This is a genomic window from Bradyrhizobium sp. SZCCHNR3119 (assembly GCF_032487775.1).
Classification (GTDB): Bacteria; Pseudomonadota; Alphaproteobacteria; order Rhizobiales; family Xanthobacteraceae; genus Bradyrhizobium.
In genome coordinates this window covers 1208432-1224767 of the sequence record NZ_JAUEUV010000001.1, presented here as the reverse complement: position 1 = coordinate 1224767, position 16336 = coordinate 1208432, and the positions used below count along the sequence as shown (strand labels likewise).

Annotated in this window: 22 protein-coding genes; 9 read left to right on the top strand and 13 right to left on the bottom strand. The window is 62.6% G+C overall.

Annotated features, from left to right (window positions below):
- Window positions 1-47: 47 nt before the first annotated feature.
- From QX034_RS05940 to lgt, 4 genes are all read right to left on the bottom strand, one after another.
- On the bottom strand, window positions 48-698 hold the full coding sequence (locus QX034_RS05940; RefSeq protein ID WP_315727617.1) for a hypothetical protein: 651 nt from the start codon (window positions 696-698) through the stop codon (window positions 48-50).
- A 126-nt stretch (window positions 699-824) separates the two neighbouring features.
- Complete coding sequence (gene pgeF, locus QX034_RS05935; RefSeq protein ID WP_315704919.1) at window positions 825-1592, bottom strand: peptidoglycan editing factor PgeF; 768 nt, start codon at window positions 1590-1592, stop codon at window positions 825-827.
- A gap of 15 nt (window positions 1593-1607) precedes the next feature.
- Window positions 1608-2717, bottom strand: a complete 1110-nt coding sequence (locus QX034_RS05930; protein WP_315704918.1) for a class I SAM-dependent methyltransferase — start codon at window positions 2715-2717, stop codon at window positions 1608-1610.
- Window positions 2714-3565 (bottom strand): prolipoprotein diacylglyceryl transferase, encoded by an 852-nt coding sequence (gene lgt / locus QX034_RS05925; protein WP_315727619.1) that lies wholly within the window; start codon window positions 3563-3565, stop codon window positions 2714-2716. Before lgt ends, QX034_RS05930 begins: the two co-directional genes overlap by 4 nt.
- A 292-nt stretch (window positions 3566-3857) precedes the next feature.
- Here lgt and QX034_RS05920 point away from each other — a divergent pair, with 292 nt between their 5' ends.
- The 4 genes from QX034_RS05920 to ychF all read left to right on the top strand — a co-directional run bounded on the left by QX034_RS05920 (window position 3858) and on the right by ychF (window position 6879).
- On the top strand, window positions 3858-4136 hold the full coding sequence (locus QX034_RS05920; RefSeq protein WP_315704916.1) for an accessory factor UbiK family protein: 279 nt from the start codon (window positions 3858-3860) through the stop codon (window positions 4134-4136).
- Between the two features lie 237 nt (window positions 4137-4373).
- Window positions 4374-5069, top strand: coding sequence for a 50S ribosomal protein L25/general stress protein Ctc (locus QX034_RS05915; protein ID WP_315704915.1), 696 nt, complete (start codon window positions 4374-4376; stop codon window positions 5067-5069).
- A gap of 73 nt (window positions 5070-5142) precedes the next feature.
- The gene (gene pth / locus QX034_RS05910) at window positions 5143-5748 is read left to right on the top strand and encodes an aminoacyl-tRNA hydrolase (protein ID WP_315704914.1); all 606 of its coding nucleotides are present in this window, start codon (window positions 5143-5145) and stop codon (window positions 5746-5748) included.
- Window positions 5749-5781: 33 nt separating this feature from the next.
- A complete protein-coding gene (gene ychF / locus QX034_RS05905; RefSeq protein ID WP_315704913.1) occupies window positions 5782-6879 on the top strand; it encodes a redox-regulated ATPase YchF in 1098 nt (365 codons plus the stop codon).
- 6 nt (window positions 6880-6885) lie between these two features.
- Here ychF and QX034_RS05900 read toward each other — a convergent pair whose 3' ends face one another.
- Window positions 6886-7179: a DUF4282 domain-containing protein gene (locus QX034_RS05900; protein ID WP_315704912.1), complete on the bottom strand. Its 294-nt coding sequence runs from the start codon at window positions 7177-7179 to the stop codon at window positions 6886-6888.
- Between the two features lie 297 nt (window positions 7180-7476).
- Here QX034_RS05900 and QX034_RS05895 point away from each other — a divergent pair, with 297 nt between their 5' ends.
- The 3 genes from QX034_RS05895 (at window position 7477) to QX034_RS05885 (ending at window position 8670) form a co-directional block, all read left to right on the top strand.
- Window positions 7477-7932: a MaoC family dehydratase gene (locus tag QX034_RS05895; RefSeq protein WP_315704911.1), complete on the top strand. Its 456-nt coding sequence runs from the start codon at window positions 7477-7479 to the stop codon at window positions 7930-7932.
- On the top strand, window positions 7932-8411 hold the full coding sequence (locus tag QX034_RS05890; protein WP_315704910.1) for a MaoC family dehydratase: 480 nt from the start codon (window positions 7932-7934) through the stop codon (window positions 8409-8411). Before QX034_RS05895 ends, QX034_RS05890 begins: the two co-directional genes overlap by 1 nt.
- A 115-nt stretch (window positions 8412-8526) precedes the next feature.
- Window positions 8527-8670, top strand: a complete 144-nt coding sequence (locus tag QX034_RS05885) for a hypothetical protein (RefSeq protein WP_315704909.1) — start codon at window positions 8527-8529, stop codon at window positions 8668-8670.
- Window positions 8671-8936: 266 nt separating this feature from the next.
- Here the strand turns inward: QX034_RS05885 and QX034_RS05880 are convergent, their stop codons facing one another.
- The 5 genes from QX034_RS05880 to QX034_RS05860 form a co-directional block, all read right to left on the bottom strand.
- Window positions 8937-9359: a hypothetical protein gene (locus tag QX034_RS05880; RefSeq protein WP_315704908.1), complete on the bottom strand. Its 423-nt coding sequence runs from the start codon at window positions 9357-9359 to the stop codon at window positions 8937-8939.
- A gap of 152 nt (window positions 9360-9511) precedes the next feature.
- Complete coding sequence (locus tag QX034_RS05875) at window positions 9512-10453, bottom strand: hypothetical protein (RefSeq protein ID WP_315704907.1); 942 nt, start codon at window positions 10451-10453, stop codon at window positions 9512-9514.
- 147 nt (window positions 10454-10600) lie between these two features.
- Window positions 10601-11044, bottom strand: a complete 444-nt coding sequence (locus QX034_RS05870) for a nuclear transport factor 2 family protein (RefSeq protein WP_315704906.1) — start codon at window positions 11042-11044, stop codon at window positions 10601-10603.
- Window positions 11045-11231: 187 nt separating this feature from the next.
- Window positions 11232-11498, bottom strand: a complete 267-nt coding sequence (locus QX034_RS05865) for a hypothetical protein (RefSeq protein ID WP_315704905.1) — start codon at window positions 11496-11498, stop codon at window positions 11232-11234.
- 165 nt (window positions 11499-11663) lie between these two features.
- Window positions 11664-12113 carry a nuclear transport factor 2 family protein gene (locus tag QX034_RS05860; protein ID WP_315704904.1) on the bottom strand — a complete coding sequence of 150 codons (450 nt, stop codon included), beginning with the start codon at window positions 12111-12113 and terminating at the stop codon, window positions 11664-11666.
- A gap of 314 nt (window positions 12114-12427) precedes the next feature.
- Here QX034_RS05860 and QX034_RS05855 point away from each other — a divergent pair, with 314 nt between their 5' ends.
- Window positions 12428-12667 (top strand): hypothetical protein, encoded by a 240-nt coding sequence (locus QX034_RS05855; protein WP_315704903.1) that lies wholly within the window; start codon window positions 12428-12430, stop codon window positions 12665-12667.
- A gap of 498 nt (window positions 12668-13165) precedes the next feature.
- On the top strand, window positions 13166-14266 hold the full coding sequence (locus QX034_RS05850; RefSeq protein WP_315701243.1) for an IS4 family transposase: 1101 nt from the start codon (window positions 13166-13168) through the stop codon (window positions 14264-14266).
- Between the two features lie 832 nt (window positions 14267-15098).
- Here the strand turns inward: QX034_RS05850 and QX034_RS05845 are convergent.
- Genes QX034_RS05845 through QX034_RS05835 form a run of 3 tightly spaced genes read right to left on the bottom strand, consistent with a single transcriptional unit; the run spans window position 15099 to window position 16150 of the window.
- Window positions 15099-15371, bottom strand: coding sequence for a hypothetical protein (locus tag QX034_RS05845; protein ID WP_315704902.1), 273 nt, complete (start codon window positions 15369-15371; stop codon window positions 15099-15101).
- Window positions 15372-15382: 11 nt separating this feature from the next.
- Window positions 15383-15574, bottom strand: a complete 192-nt coding sequence (locus tag QX034_RS05840) for a hypothetical protein (protein WP_315704901.1) — start codon at window positions 15572-15574, stop codon at window positions 15383-15385.
- 12 nt (window positions 15575-15586) lie between these two features.
- Window positions 15587-16150: a DpnI domain-containing protein gene (locus QX034_RS05835; RefSeq protein ID WP_315704900.1), complete on the bottom strand. Its 564-nt coding sequence runs from the start codon at window positions 16148-16150 to the stop codon at window positions 15587-15589.
- Window positions 16151-16336: the final 186 nt, after the last annotated feature.

The window sequence follows — 16336 nt, the reverse complement described above, 5'->3', positions numbered from 1 at the left end:
GGAGGCGTTTTTCCGACCAAAAATGGCCACGAATTCGATCGCCCCGGCTAATGATCGGTGTAGCCGAGGGCCGCGACGTTGGTGCTCTCGGCCGAGTCGGCCGGAGCCGCCGTCGCGACTGCAGGGCCCTGCGATGCGGGAGCGGGCTGCGATGGATTGTCGGCCGGCGCCGTTCCATTGAGCATGCTGGTGAGCCCGCTGAAGCCGGCTTGCGCGATCTTGCGCAGGACGAGATCGTCCGCCGCACCCCACGGATCACGCGTCGCATCTCGTCCCGCACGGCCTGTCGGCTCTTCGCCCGACAGCCGCAGCGTACGCTGCTGATTGCGATCGTAGACGTCCCATACCCAGGCGACCACGCTCTTGCCGCTGACCACCTGCGCGGAGAGATAGCTGCGCACGCGGTAGGCGGCGGGTGCCTCGCGCGACACGATGGCGAGGCTCCGGAGTTTCGACTCGCTGTCGAGCACATTCACCATCCGGTCGAAGACTTGCGGCGGCGGACCGTCGATCTGATCGAACGCGATGGTCGCGCCATCGCTCGGAACCGTCGATGTCGCCATCGCGTAGGAATTGCTCGCGCTGTTGTTGCTCGCGCAGCCAGCGAGCGCACAGGCGCACACCATCAGCATCGCTGCAACGCAAGCGTGCCGCGGAGTCCGGCCGAGTCGGTGAAGTAGTATTGACGCTCCCCTCATCGATTGGAGCGATATCGTTAAAATCGATTAACGTCTAGGTCGCCGGTGACACAGAGCGGGACAGAATGCAGCTGATTGTTCAGAAATAGTTAAGCAAACAAAGTGATGTCACAGTTTGGGCCAGCTTCAGCCTTCCAGCATGATCGCGTGCACATGGCGGCCATAATCCGGCTCCTTGCGGTGCACCGAACGGCGGTAACTGAAGAAGCGGTCGTCGGCGTAAGTGTCGTGACCGAGATCGTCGATCATGAGCACGCCGGCCTTGTCCAGTCGCGCGCGGATGAAGCCGGCGAGATCGAACATCGCATGTCCCTCGCGTGTAGAGGGCAGGAAGAACATCGCGTGCTCCGCATCGGCGTCGAGGAAACGTTCGACGAATTCGGCGCCCACTTCATAACTCGGCTGACGGATCATCGGGCCGATCGCGGCAATGATCTGCCCGCGTTCGGCGCCGAGCATCTCCATGGCACCGATGGTGGCTTCGAGAACGCCGGTGAGGGCTCCCTTCCAGCCGGCATGAGCCGCGCCGATCACGCGCTTGTGCGGGTCGACGAACAGCACGGGACCGCAATCGGCCGTGGTGACGCCGATCGCCAACTTCTCAATCTGAGTCACGATGGCATCGGCCTTCGGCCGCGCCGGTCCGTCCCATGGTCCGGTGGCGACCACGACGTCGGGCGAGTGGATCTGGTGCACGCTCAAGAAGTTCTCCGGCGTTGCGCCGAGATGCGCCGCCATGCGACGGCGGTTCTCGCGGACATTGTCCGGCAGGTCGTTCGAGCCGAGGCCGCCGTTCAATCCGGCATAGATCCCGGCGGAAACGCCGCCCTCGCGGGTGAAGAAGGCGTGCCGCAATCCGGGAACGGCGGAGATCAGGTCCGATGCCAGCATCATCACGCTCCCGCTTTGTCAGTTCCCGTTGTCGTCGCTGAGCGCCGGCAACACGGGGATACCGGGGTCGGAGACGGCCAAGACCTTGAACAGGGCCCCCATGCCGCCGCGGCCGCCGCCGATCAGGCGTTTCAGCCCGCTGGCGATGTCCTCGGCCACTTCAAGCGAGGCCTTCTGCATCAAGGTGAGTGCACGTGTCTCGATGCCGAGCCGCTGCAGGAATTCACCCTGGGTCACGGGTCCATGGACGCGCGCGCCGACCGCGTCGGCGGCGCGGCCCAGGGCGTCGAAATCGACATGGGCGGTAATATCGGCGAGGCCAGGTGCTTTCAACGGATCGGCGAAGCTGTGACGGGCGATCGCCTGGAAGGTGTCGCCGACCTCGCTGCGGGTATGGCCGTAGTCGATGATCAGCGCGGCGCCGCGCTGATCGCGCACGTGCTTGGCGAGCGCCATGATGTCCGTGTCGGGCCGCCACTCGAAGATGGCGCCGAGGGGCGCGGCGCGGACCAAGGGCGGCAGCAGCGCCTCGAAGCCGGGCGTCGGCTCGGCGGCGACGCCATAGGTGAAGTTCTCGTCGTCATCGAGCTCGATGACGCGTTCGTGCCAGCCGGTCTCGCGTCGCACCATCTGATGGATCGGCAGCACGTCGAAATATTCGTTGGCGAAGATGACGCAAGGGCCTTCCGGCACCTCGTCGAAGCGCTCATGCCAAGTGACGTCGCGCATGCCCGTCAGCATCGCCTGCTGCTTTTCCCGCAGCACCGGATTGACTTCGATCATGTGCACGGAGAGCGTCTGATACAATGGCGGCAGCACGCGCAGCGCGCGGAGCGCGTCCGACATCATGGTGCCGCGTCCGGGCCCGAGTTCGATCAGATGGAATTGCTGCGGCGAGCCGACCGCTTTCCAGACCGAGGCGGCCCACAAGCCCAACAGCTCGCCGAACATCTGGCTGACTTCCGGCGCGGTGGTGAAGTCGCCCTCGCGACCCAACGGATCGCGCGAGATATAATAGCCATGCTGCGGATGCAGCAGACACAGCTCCATGTAGCGCCAGACCGGCATCGGGCCGGATGCCTTGATCAGCCGCTTGATCTCGGTGTGGAGCGGGGACAGTTCGATCACGGCTGGGCCTGCACGGATGGGGCTGGCTGATGTTGGGGCTTGCGCAGCGCTCTCAGGATGAGGATCGCGCCGATGATCAACATCGGGACCGACAGCAGCATGCCCATCGTGAGGCCGCCCCAGAGAAAGCCGAGCTGCGGATCAGGTTCGCGAAAATGCTCGCCGGTGATGCGGGCGATCCCATAGAGCAGGATGAAGCTGCCGAGGATCAGGCCGGGTCGTTTCAAAGCACCAAAGCGAACCAGGATCGCCAGCACGATGAACAGCACGATTCCCTCGAGGCCGGCCTCATAAAGCTGGCTGGGATGTCGCGGCACCGGGCCGCCGCTCGGGAAGATCATCGCCCAGGGCAGGCTGGGGTCGGCGGGACGGCCCCACAATTCGCCGTTGATGAAATTGGCGATACGGCCCAGGAACAAGCCGATCGGTCCGACTGCGGTGGTGATATCGCCGAGCGAGAGGATCGGCAGTCCGTTGCGGCGGCAGAACCAGATGACGGCAATGACGCAGCCCATGAAGCCGCCGTGGAACGACATGCCGCCCTTCCACAGTTCGAAGATCTCCAGCGGGTGCTGCACGAAGAAGGGCAGGTTGTAGAACAGCACGTATCCGGTGCGGCCGCCGAGGATGATGCCGAGCGTGACCCAGAGGATGAAGTCGTCGAGCTGCAGAAGCGAGATCGGCGCGGAACCACCCCACAGCCGCTCATTCTTCAGCAGCGAGCGCGCATAGAGCCAGCCGATGACGATGCCGCTGATATAGGCGAGCGCGTACCAGCGGATCGCGAACGGCCCGATCGCAATGGCCACCGGATCGAACACCGGAAAGTCGATGAGGAGAGGGGTCATGCAGAGGCTTTCGTGGACACGGCATCCCTCATCTGGGATCTGCGGGACGCCACCGGCCCTCGCGAGGCCCGCTAGATGTACTTCTTAAAGCGCACCCGCTTAATGGGACGATTGCACCGTGCGATACCCGGGACATGTCATGACTTCAACTACGATGACAAGGAAACTGGTGCATGACAAGGCGAGGTTCGGCTTGAACGGAGCCGTCCGGATCGCCATTGTGTGATTGAGCCCAAGGCGAACCTAAAGGCCAAGTTTTAAGGCCGAACCTGAGCGCGAAGCGGAGTTTTGCATGACCCAGACCACCAATCGGTTTTTCGACGAACTCGGTCGCCTGATGAACGATGCCGCGGGCGCAGCGCAAGGCATGAAGCGCGAAGTCGATTCCCTGGTCCGCAACCAGGCGGAAAAGATCCTGAACGACCTCGACATCGTCAAGCGCGAGGAGTTCGAGGCCGTCAAGGAGATGGCACGTCTGGCCCGCGAGGAGAACGAGGTGCTGAAGGCGCGCATCGCCGCGCTGGAAGGCAAGCTCGGGGGCGGCCAGCCGGGGCCGGCGTCGGGGGCCTGAAGACGCGGCCGGTGGGCGGGCGGGATTCGTCGGCCGCCCGGCAGGGATAGGCGCGAACCGCCGGGCTGGAAAGGGAAGGAGGCCGCAAGAAAATCCTTTCATTTCCTTGTCATTTTGCCGCTTTGCGGCTAGAACGCCGCCGTGTCCGCGGCCCCCGCACCCCTGGAGGCTTGCCGCTGGATCCGAGAACGGGCCGCGTTGCGGCCTTTAACTTTTTTAAAACAAGGACTTACCACAATGGCGACCGTCAGAGAACTGAAGGCGACCGCCCGTCCGTCAGTCGGCAAGGGGGCCGCACGGGCAGAGCGTCGCGCCGGGAGAGTGCCCGGAGTGATTTATGGAGACAACCAGCCCCCGCTGCCGATCTCGGTCGACGACCGTGAACTGCGCCAGCGCATCGCCGCCGGTCGGTTCTTGACCACCATTTTCGACGTCAGCCTGGACGGCAAGAAGCACCGCGTGATCCCGCGCGACTTCCACCTCGATCCGGTCAGGGATTTCCCGATCCACGTCGACTTCATGCGGCTCGGGCAGGGCGCAACCATTCGCGTCAGCGTGCCGCTGCACGTCGTCAACGCGGAAACCGCCCCGGGCGTGAAGCGCGGTGGCACGGTGAACATCGTCACCCATACGCTCGAGCTGGAATGTCTTGCGGAGAACATCCCGCAGTTCATCGAAGCCGATGTCGGCGCGCTCGAGATCAACAATTCGCTGCATATGTCGGACGTCAAGCTGCCGACCGGTGTCAAGCCGCTGCGCGAGGACGCGACGCTCGTGACCATCGTGCCGCCGTCCGGTTATGGCGAAGAGCAGAAGGCGGGTGCCGCTCCGGCTGCAGGTGCCGCAGCTCCGGCCGCTGCCGCCCCGGCTGCCGCGGCTAAGGCTCCGGCTGCTGCCGCCAAGGCGCCCGCCGGCGGCGACAAGAAGAAGTAAGCTGCGTGCTTCTGAAGCTCGCGGGTAGGCCCGCGAGCTTCAGAACACCGGCTCGGAGCGCGGATGCCGCGTCATGTTGCTGTTTGTCGGCCTCGGCAATCCCGGCGCGAAGTATGCGCGCAACCGGCACAATATCGGCTTCATGGCGGTCGATGCGATCGCACGCCGCCATGGTTTCTCGCCGTGGCGCCGGCGTTTTCAAGGCGAGACGTCGGAAGGCTCGCTCGATAGCGAGCGGGTGATCCTTTTGAAGCCGACGACCTACATGAACGAGTCCGGCCGCTCCGTGCAGGAAGCGCTGAACTTCTTCAAGCTCGGCGCCGGCGAGGTCACCGTGTTCCAGGACGAGCTTGAGCTGCCGCCCGGCAAGCTGCGCGTCAAGGTCGGCGGCGGAATTGCCGGCCATAATGGATTGCGCTCGATCTCGGCGCATATCGGCAACGATTATCGTCGGGTGCGACTCGGGATCGGTCATCCCGGCGTCAAGGAATTGGTGCACGGGCATGTGCTGTCGGATTTCGCCAAGGCCGAGATGCCCTGGGTCGAAGCCCTCTGCGACGCGGTGGCCGACAATGCGGGGCTGTTGACCGGCAAGCGCGATTCCACCTTCGCGAACAAGGTGCACCTGGTGCTGCAGGCCAAGGGATTTTTGGACAAGGGCGATGCCGGCGCAGCTTGATGCGCGGCGGGCCAACGGAATTCGGGACGGATCATGGGATTCAAATGCGGAATCGTCGGGCTGCCGAACGTCGGCAAATCCACGCTGTTCAACGCGCTGACTGAGACTGCTGCGGCTCAGGCGGCCAACTACCCATTTTGCACGATCGAGCCCAATGTCGGCGAGGTCGCCGTTCCCGATCCCAGGCTGGAGAAGCTTGCGGCGGCTGCCAAGTCGGCGCAGATCATTCCGACCCGGCTGACCTTTGTCGACATTGCGGGCCTCGTGCGCGGCGCCTCGAAGGGGGAAGGTCTCGGCAATCAGTTTCTCGCCAACATCCGCGAGGTCGATGCGATCGCGCATGTCGTGCGCTGCTTCGAGGATTCCGATATCACTCATGTCGAGGGCAAGATCGCGCCGCTCGCCGATATCGAGACCATCGAGACCGAGCTGATGCTGTCAGATCTCGACAGCCTCGAGAAGCGGGTCGACAATCTCTCCAAGAAGGCCAAGGGCAACGACAAGGACGCCAAGGAGCAGTACGAGCTCGTGATCCGTGCGCTCGAACTGCTGCGTGCCGGCAAACCGGCGCGGCTTTTGGAACGTAAGCCCGAGGAGGAGCGTGCCTTCGGCATGCTGGGTCTGCTGACCTCCAAACCAGTCCTCTATGTCTGCAACGTTGAAGAGGGGTCGGCCAAGGACGGCAACAATTTCTCGCGCCAGGTGTTCGAGCAGGCTCAGAAGGAAGGGGCCGTCGCTGTCGTGATCTCGGCCAAGATCGAATCCGAGATTGCGACATTATCGCGCGAGGAGCGGACGGAATTCCTGGAGACGCTTGGTCTCGAGGAGGCCGGCCTCGATCGGCTGATCCGGGCCGGCTATCAGCTGCTCGATCTCATCACCTATTTTACCGTCGGACCGAAGGAAACGCGCGCCTGGACCATCCATCGCGGCACCAAGGCGCCGGCGGCGGCAGGCGTGATCCACACCGATTTTGAAAAGGGATTCATCCGCGCCGAAACCATCGCTTATGCCGATTACGTGGCGCTCGGCGGCGAGGCCGGCGCACGCGACGCCGGCAAGCTGCGTTTGGAAGGCAAGGATTATGTCGTCGCCGACGGCGACGTGATGCACTTCCGTTTCAACACGTAAACACCGTCAGTGCATCCGGCCCTGTTCGCGGATCGCGCCGAGATGCTCGTTGATGCGGAACACGATCAGGACGAATTCGGCAACGATGCGCGAGAACACGATGCCGACGATGACGCCGGCAATCGAGGACAACAGCATCAGGAAGCCGCCGAACGGGCTGATCGCCATCGCCGCGAGCCCGGAGAAGATTCCGGATACCCCGAACAGGAAGACGAGCGCAATCACGAGCCAGTAGAACGTCTTGATGATTGCCGGCGTAATGAACCGGTCCCACTGAAACAAATCGCGAAATTCGAACATCCTAAACTCCCCAGCTAAGTCGAATGTGCGAGCAGGATCTGGTCCTAATGCCCGCCCCATGCATTTGTCCAAGTCTCTTTGGTCCAAGCCTCTTTTGGCCGACTCTCACTTGTCCGACTCTCACTTGTCCAAGTCTCACTTGTAAGCCTCATTTGTCCAAGTCTCGCCGAAATGGAGGCCGCTGAGAGCGGCAGTGACGGGTTTCGGTCGGATGGATTATGAGCCATGCGGGTGGGCGGGTTGTGATTGCTGCAAAGTACGGCCACAATCGGGCTTCTTTCAGCCATTGATCAGTCCATGACACTCACCTTTGAAGATTTTCCGCTGGGCCATTTTGGCAGCTTTGGCCCGCGGCACGTGACACGCGAGGAGATCATCGCCTTCGCGACCGAATTCGATCCGCAGCCGATGCATCTCGATGAGGAGGCGGCCCGCGCCTCCATGCTCCAGGGGCTTTCCGGATCCGGCTGGCATCTTTGCTCGCTGACGATGCGAATGATGTTCGACGGCTTCATTGGCCGCACTGCGTCACTCGGCTCGCCCGGGGTCAACGAAATGCGCTGGATGTCGCCGCTGCGCCCCGGCGACGATTTGATGCTCGATGTCGAGGTCTTGGAAGCACGGGTGTCGCGCAGCCGTCCGACCACCGGGATCGTCACTTTCAAATGCGTGGTGCGGAACGCGGTCCGAGAGAAGCTCGGCGAGATGGTCTCGCCGATCATCGTCGAGCGGCGCAAAGAGCAGGTCGCCTGATGCGGTTTTTCGAAGATCTCGAAGTTGGCCAACGGCGCGAATTCGGCTCGTTCACTTTCACCGCCGAGGACATCAAGCGGTTTGCGTCGCAATTCGATCCGCAGCGGTTCCATCTTGATGAAGAGGAGGGACGCAACTCGCTGTTCGGCGGGCTTGCTGCATCCGGCTGGCATGTTGCCTCGGTCTGCATGAAGCTCCTCGTGGTCGACAATCAGCGTCTTGCGGAGCTCGCGCGCGCTCGCGGAGAGCCGGTCGCCGTCGGCGGACCGTCACCGGGCTTCCGCGAATTGCGCTGGATCAAGCCGGTGCTGGCTGGCGATGTTATAAGCTTTGCTAGCGAGATCGAATCCTTGCGCCTGTCCACCTCGCGCCCGGAATGGGGAATTTTGCAGGCGCGCAATGTCGGTACAAATCAGCGCGGCGAACTTGTGTTCGCGTTCCTTGCGTCGGGCTTCGTCCCGCGACGGAACAGAGGTTGAGGCGAAAAGGTCACGGCGATTAGGATTGTCTGGCCGGAACCAATTTCGCGCTAACGCATTTTGAACCGCGACTCTATAAGACAGCCACTTGGTACAAGCGTGGTAAGGGACGATCATGGCAGATCGCGGCGGCCTGAAACTTCTCGGCTTCATCTTCGCGAGTGTGATGCTGGCAGTGATGCTCGCAACTGGCATGGTCGTGAAGGGCTATGCCGACGGGTCCTACACGCTCGAGACCACCGCGGTCGACGGTCAATAAGTTAAGACTTCGTTAACCACGTGCGGCGATGACCGCCCGCCGGCACCGCGTCCAAGCGCTCCGAAGCCCGGTTGACGTGCATCAGCGGCTCCAGCTCCGGCGAACACCGCAACCGCGATCGACGACGTCCGACAACGTGCTGGTTCTTGGTCGCAGCCGCGCGATCCAGCTTGCGGACCCCCCGGACATAAACCAAGACCGCCGCACGAGGGCGCTCGCGCGGCGGTCCGGTGGGATGGCGGTTCGTTGGTTTCTGCCGTTCCGCGTCAGCCGTTGCGCAGGCCGTCCGCGGCGCGCTTCCACTGCGTGACGCTTTCGGCGATGATGCGGGTCGACTTCATCGCGGCCTGGCTCAGCTGGGCATAGCTGGCGATCTCGCGCTGGACCCGCTGGCCTTCGGCGTGCAGCACGTCGCGCAGGCTTTCCAGCTCCGAGATCAGGTGCTCGATCTCCGACAGCGAGGTGCCGGCGACGCGCTGGATCAGCGAGTTGACGTTGTTGACGGCGGCGTCTGTGCTGACGTCCACCAGCGCGGGATCGGCGCCGTTCGCAGGTCCCGGCCGGCGCAAATAAGCGATGTCGTTACGCACGAAATCGCGGATGCCGGCTTCGACTTCGGAGACCGCCGCGAGATCGGCGCTCAGCTCGGTTTCAGTTCCTTCGACCTTGTCCGGACGAATAGCGTTCATCGGCTAAATCCCTGTTGCGCGTTACGCGAGCGCGGTGTCCCCGCACGACGAAAGTGACGTGGATCTATCAGTTGCGGCGAAATTGGGCCACATCGCGGCCAAGATGCGGCAATGGTTCGACGATTGACTGCGAATTGCCCCATGTGAGGCGATCACCAGCTGCGCTTGAATCCCGCCGAGATGCTCTTGCTCGTGGTGCCCTGCGCGGTCTCGCCGATCGCGCCGGAGATGGTGACGCCGTCGTAGAGCTTTTGCTCGGCGCCGATCTTGCGCAGCCATTTGTCGTCGTTCGACGACAGCGATTGGCCGGCCGTCAGGCTGGTGCCGGTTTCGCCGATCGAGAGTTTGGCGGACTGCTCGGTGTCGAAGCTGCGGTTGGTGCGCGGGGCAGCGCCGGGCAGGGGCACCATGCCCTGCTGATTCACGTTGTAGCCGTTCTGCAGGGAGAGATTATAGCCGTCGAGCGGCACCGCCTTGGTGATGGTGGTGCCGATCTTGCTCTGGTCCGCGTTCGGATCGACGCGCGCTTCGATCGCGGTCTTGTCCCAGATCGCGCCGGCGCCGGGCGCCGTGACCGCGGCCCATGCGGTGCCGCCGGATTGCGGCACGTTGCCGCCGTTCTCGGCCCTCTCGGCCAAGAGCTCGGACATCGTGGTCGGCGTCTTCGTTACCGTCATGTCGGCTCCGACCCGCGCGTCCCAGAACGGCGACACACTCTGTTTGACGGAGACGGCCGAAGTGCCGTTGTCCTTGTTGTTGTTCGACCAGTTCAGGTTGTTGCCCGCGTTGGCCGTTGCGGGCTTGCCCGAACGGGGCTTTGCTTCCGGACGGTCGAAAAAAGTGGAAGCATCGACGTTGAGCTGGCTCCAGTCGACCTTGCTGACGTCGACCTCCTGCATCGAATCGGCCGCGGCCGCCTTCGGCGCGTCGCTCGCGTCCTCGGCGGCATCATCTGCGGGGGCGATCTGCTGCCAGGGCACGAGCTGCAGCGGCTGCTGCTTCAGCGGTTGCGTCAGGCTCTGCGCCACAACCGGGCATGCAGCAAAGCTCGCGCTCGCCGCCAAAAAAGCCAGCGTCAACCTGCCGATCATCATGAGAACCAACCCCCGCCCCTCGCGGAAAATCACGTCGCATTATGGTGGAATCTGGGCGCAGAATTATGACTGCACAAGTCACGTCTTGGTTCAGTGAACGTGATCGCAAGAACCATTCACGGCATCGCTCCGCCGCTGCGTCCGAGGCTAGCCGGCGAAGGAGCCGACCCGCGGCAGATGAATCGGGCGACCGAGCGTCTGCTCCACCAGATCGAACGTATCCACCAGCACGCGCAGCCGGATCAGCTTGCCGGCACGGAATTGCACGAAATGGGCAAAGCGCGTCGTGATCGGCTTCTCCGAATCCCGCGTCGCGAACGAACACCGCACCATGGACGCCGCTCTATCCTGATCCAGCATGATGGTCTCGCGGTCGAGACGGCGAATCCGCAAGGTTTGCGAGATCTGCCTGACGACCTCGATTACCGCGGCCTTGCCCTGGCGTGCGCCGAGAAAGGGAAACATGTCGATCGGGCCGTAGATCGCCCAATCGATGTCTTCGTCGAGCAATTCTGCGAGGTCTTCGAAATGGCGTTCGTTGATCGCGCGTTGCAAATCGCGCGACAGACGCCAGAGACGATGCTCTGCCATGGTGAATGTGGTCCTGAACTGGCTTTGCAAGGGCGCGCCGGCCTTCGGGTGACGTCATTCGCGACGTTACGGCCAGGGGCGCTACATCAAGTGCGCTTCATGAAAATTGCGAGGCCCCCACATAAGCCATTCCGCCCGGGGTGCAATCGATATTTTTGCATTGCACAAATGCACGCTACCGCTGCAGTCAGCCGTTCTCGCGCGGCTGGAGCGTGCGGGCGAGCGCGACGTCACGGTCGCGAATCGCGAGCAGCGCAAACAGCGCGGCACCGCCGAGCCCGCCGACCACCGCGCCGAGCGGCATGAAGGTGAAGAACACCAGCATGCCGCTATAGCCCTCGAAATCGCTGGTGTTGGCGATCTCGGTCCAGGCCAGCCCGAGCCCGACGCCGAGCACGGCACCCCCGAACATGCCGATGATCAGCCCCGCGAAGGCTAGCAAGGTGATTTTCATGCCGCTGGTGCGCTCGCTCGATTGATTGCGATAGGTCGCAGCGCGGCGGTGCAAGGTTCAAGCGGCGCGTTCGGAGCACCGGGAAATCGGCGAATCGCGTGGGCCGTTGAATTGGACGTTCCGATGAGAAGGCTGCGGACGAGTCGGCCGAAGCTTCGAACCCGCTCACGGCTCGCGCGGCAGATGCTCCATTGCCAGCGCGGCGAGATCGCGCTCCAGCACCTGCTGCACCAGGTCGAAGGTGTCCATGATTTCCCGGATGCGCGTGATGCGGCCATCCTTGAGGGTGTAGAACACGGCGACGTCGTACCGGACGATGCGATCGTTGGAGCGTTTGCGCAAATAGATGCGGAGATCAGCGGCGACCTGGTCGCCCTCGGCGATCAGCGCCAGCACCTCGTGCCGACGCTCGACATAGCGGCTGCGCACGGTTTCCCACATGCGCCGCACCTCGCTTCTGCCGCGGCGCGGCCCGAGATGCGGGAGGATGTCGATCGGCGCCGAGGCGAGATGCTCGACGTCCTCGCTGCACAACGACAGCACCTTATCGAAATCGCTGGCGGAGTACGCATCGAGCAGCTGCAGCACGCGTTCGCGGTTGGTTTGCTCGTTCATGCGGTCTCCATGATGGGGAAGCCGGTCATTGTTCCCAACTTGCGCAAGGGCTCGCGACCGTCAACTACCTCCGCGATTAGGTGTCGGTGTAATCGCTGAAAGAGTGAACGAATGCTGAGCAATTCCGGCGCAGATCGACGGCTTGCAGCTGTTTGTCGCGCCAGCGCGCGCTGGGTTCGACGCTTCGCGCCGGTGCATTCGCGTTCGCCGCGTGGTGCCGGGATAAGCCGCAGGCCGCTTGCCGTCGGTCTCGCGGGAACCGTGGTCCACCGTGGTGGTTAAAGCTTGCAAGATTCCTTTCCGGAGCATTCACCATGAAGATGCTGATCGCCGCTTCGCTCGCAGCCTGCGCGCTGCTCACCGCCCAGGCCGCCGAGGCCAAGGGCTGCATCAAGGGCGCCATCGTCGGCGGCGTCGCCGGCCATTATGCCGGCCATCATGGCATGCTCGGCGCCGCCGCCGGCTGCCTCTACGGCCGCCACCACGCCAAGGAGCAGCAAATGCAGCAGCAGCGTCAGCAGCGGCAGCCGAGCCAGGACGATGGCCGGACCTGAGAGGCCGAACTGACAGGGTAGGGTGGGCAAAGCGCGCAGCGCGTGCCCACCAATGACAACCTCGTTCGATAGGGTGGGCACGCCTTCGTTCTGCGAGCTTCGGCGGACAAGTCGCTTTGCCCACCCTGCGATCTGGATAGCGAGGCTGGCTGTCGTGCTGGACGAAGACGTCAGCGCGCGTTCTTCAATTTGGATTCAATTGTCAAACAGCCAATCTCACGCATGCAACGCGGTCATCGCGCGCCCCCGGGTCCCGCCTTGCTCGCCCGAGGGCAGGCTTCGCAAAGCGATCCAGCGCCGTTCGATGATTCTGGATTGCTTCGTCGCTTACGCTCCTCGCAATGACGCAGGCGGATACACGCCCGCGTCCTCGCGGCGCGATCTGCGCCCGAGCTTTGCATCTCGTCTCACCCTCCAAGAGACAGAGGGCGCAGGGAAGGCCGCATAGGCGTTAAGTTTATGCTTGAGTGTTGGAATCCGCCGTGATTCGAACAGGGGATGGCAGACGAATCGCTCCTGAACGAGGACTGGACGAGAGTGGTTGCGCAGCTGGGCGGGGCTGCGCAGCTCGAGAAAACTGCGCGCCAGACGAAGGCCTTCGCGCGTCGGCGGCAGATTCCAGATGCGGTGACGTTACTTCGGCTGATGCTGGCCTATTGTTTGGGTGAAAGAGGGCTGAGATCGACAGCCGCATGGGCGGCTTCTGTTGGCCTTGCCGACCTCACCAGCGTGGCGTTGTTCTATCGGCTGCGTCAATGTGGTGATTGGTTTGCGGTGCTGGTGGAGGGCTTGCTCGCTGCGGCAGCTCCGAAGGCGAGCCAAGGCCGCCTGATCCGCATCATCGATGCGACGACAGTGCCTCAGGCGGGACCGGCTGCGCGCAAGAACAGTGAGCTTTGGCGCGTTCATAGCGCATTTGATCTGCCCTATGAGCGCTTTGGTCACTTCGAGCTGACAGATCAGCAAGAGGGCGAAACGTTTGACCGGATACCAGTGGTCAAGAACGAGATCCGCATTGCTGACCGCGCTTATCTGCAACCTGACCGCATTGCGGCCGTCCGCGAAGCCGGGGCCGACGTTTTGATCCGAGCGGGCTGGAAGAACGCACGTTGGCTTGACGCCAAAGGCCTTCCGTTCGATCTGATGGCCCAATTGCGTGCCGCGAAGGCGCGCGGACTGGTCGATCGGGAGATTTGGATCAAGCGCAAGGGCGGCGCGCCTCTGGCTATGCGTCTGGTCGCAATCAAGAAGCCCACCGGTGCGGCTGCTGCTTCTCGGCGTAAAGCCCGGCAAGACGCAAAAGATGAAAACCGCATCATCTCCAAAGAAACTTTGGAGGCTGCGGATTGGGTCATTCTGATCACGTCGCTCGCGCGGGACGAGTTCTCCACCAAAGATGTGCTTGCGCTCTATCGATTGCGATGGCGGATCGAGCTTGGGTTCAAGCGACTGAAGAGTCTGATTGGCCTCAAGACGCCGCCAGGAACCGATCCGCGCTCTGCCAAGCCCTACCTGCTGGCCCACCTCCTGATCATCCTGTTGCTCGAGCCGCTTGCCAGCGACTTCGAGGACTCTCCCCACTGGACGCAGGCCGCTTAACGACGCCTGGCGCTTGGCGGGTCCTGCAGCAGCTCGTTGCATCCTTGCTGCAAGCAATCATTCCACAACCAACCATCCGTTGCTTGCGCCGCAGAAAACGCGCGTTGGGGCGCCACCTTCGCGAGCCTCCTCGAAAACGCAAGTATCAATCGATGCTCGCGCTACCTTAACGCCTATGGGGAAGGCCGGGTGCCGACCGCACCCATGGTCCGCGTGCAGCAAAAAAAGCACGCGGCAGAACCACAGGTTCGGCCAAGACATCCCGGCCTTCCCTGCGCGATGGGTTACGGCTTATACGCGATCTCCCCGGTGCGCCGGGCTGTTGGCCACCGTCGCCAGCGAGACGCGCAAGCGTCTTCGCCAACTTAATACTAGCGTCGGAGTATCAGGACCACGCGACTTCGCCGTCCGCGCCCGAGGCTGTTCGTCGTACAGCCCGCGCGCGTCCACCGCATCCCGCTTCCCACGTATCGTGACGACGCGTACGCCCCTCCATGTGGAGGCGGGATAAGCGAGATCATCGTTCTGATTTGGCCGACATGACAAGAGAAGACCGCCGCGACAGATTGGCACGACGGGCAGTCACAGAGGAGGTCACATTTCACGGCGCTCGTCCATCGCCGGAAAACAATCAGCCGCGTGCACCACTTATCCATCTGTGGTCAGCTTGAATCGCTCCACTGTCATCACGCGCGAAAGCGGGTGATCTAGTATTCCAGAGACTTCCGTTCTCGATCGAGACGTCACGGCGTACTGGATGCCCGCCTTCGCGGGCATGACGGTGTTTGTGAGGCTAAGCTTTCACGGACTATCGCTTCCGAAGCCAAGCCGATCAGCACGAACTCAAAAACTCCTCAGCTGCAGCTCGTGTCGGAAAGCGTCCCAGTTCTTCGTAATCCGGCTCATCCTCGGCCGTGTCAGGCGACCGAAGGGCGATGAACTGATTGTCCTCCTGCAGGATCAGCTTCGTGAGGTTCTGGCTGTCGAAGGGCGTCATGTCGCGGCGACCGCAATGAGGACATTCGTCATCACACATGCAGGACCATTCATCGGTCCATAGCTTTCGGCAACGGTCGCATCGATAGACGTTCAAGAACCAAGCCATCGCAACGATCCCTATCTTCGCAAACGGTACTGGCCGCGCGAGACAAACTCGATGAAGCCTTGATCGCGCAGGAACTGAAGCTGCTGGCGTATCTTCGGCCGGACATTCTGGTTGCCCGGATAGAGCTCGCTGAGATGACGCTCGAACGCGTAAACCTCGTCAAGGCCGAATTCCGGCTTTCCGATTGTTTCGACGCAGCGCATCACGTCGAGCAGCTAGCCGCGTCGGTCGGGTGACTCACTACGAAGAAAGAGTGTTTTCCGCCACTCCTGCAGCACATGCTCTTTCGGCCTGACGATACCGTTCTGGACGATGTGGATTTTCCCGGATTCGGGAACACGATCGAGTAGGATTTTCGAGCCGATCCAGCCAGCGCGACGCGCTGTGGCTGCCAGCGGCTTGCGTGCTTCGACGATATCGCGGACGAAGAAGTGCTTTGGGACGATGAGCAGGTTGACTACTGCGAGCGACTTCAGGTCGTAGTTCATCAGGAGCAGGTTGGGATTGTTGCTCGCCGCGATCCGTTCGCACTTAGTCTTGTAGGCACCGTCGGCGACCGTGGCGCCGAACGTGCCTTTCTGGCTCTTGAGCTCGAACTCCTCTTTGCATGAGGTGCAGAGAAAGTCCGCTAGCGGACTGTTGTTGGGAAATTGCGACATGTTGGTGTTGCCGCAGTGCGGGCAGTAGGCCTGAGCCTTCACCCAGGCTTCGGTCCAGGCCCGCGCCTTCTGCGTGCCGCTGGTGTAGGCGGTCTGGGATTCTTCGAAGCCGAGTTTCATGTGGTGAGAGTAGCGGATGCCATATCGATTTCCAGTGCGGGCTTGGAAGCTCGATGGGACGTCGTTGCGAGCGCAGAGAAGGCCGGAGTTCGTGCTTCGATATCTGGCATCTTGCCAAAGCAAGAGCGCCTGGGACTATGGATTCCGGGCTCATCATCGCTTCGCGATGCCTCGGAATGACGTTGT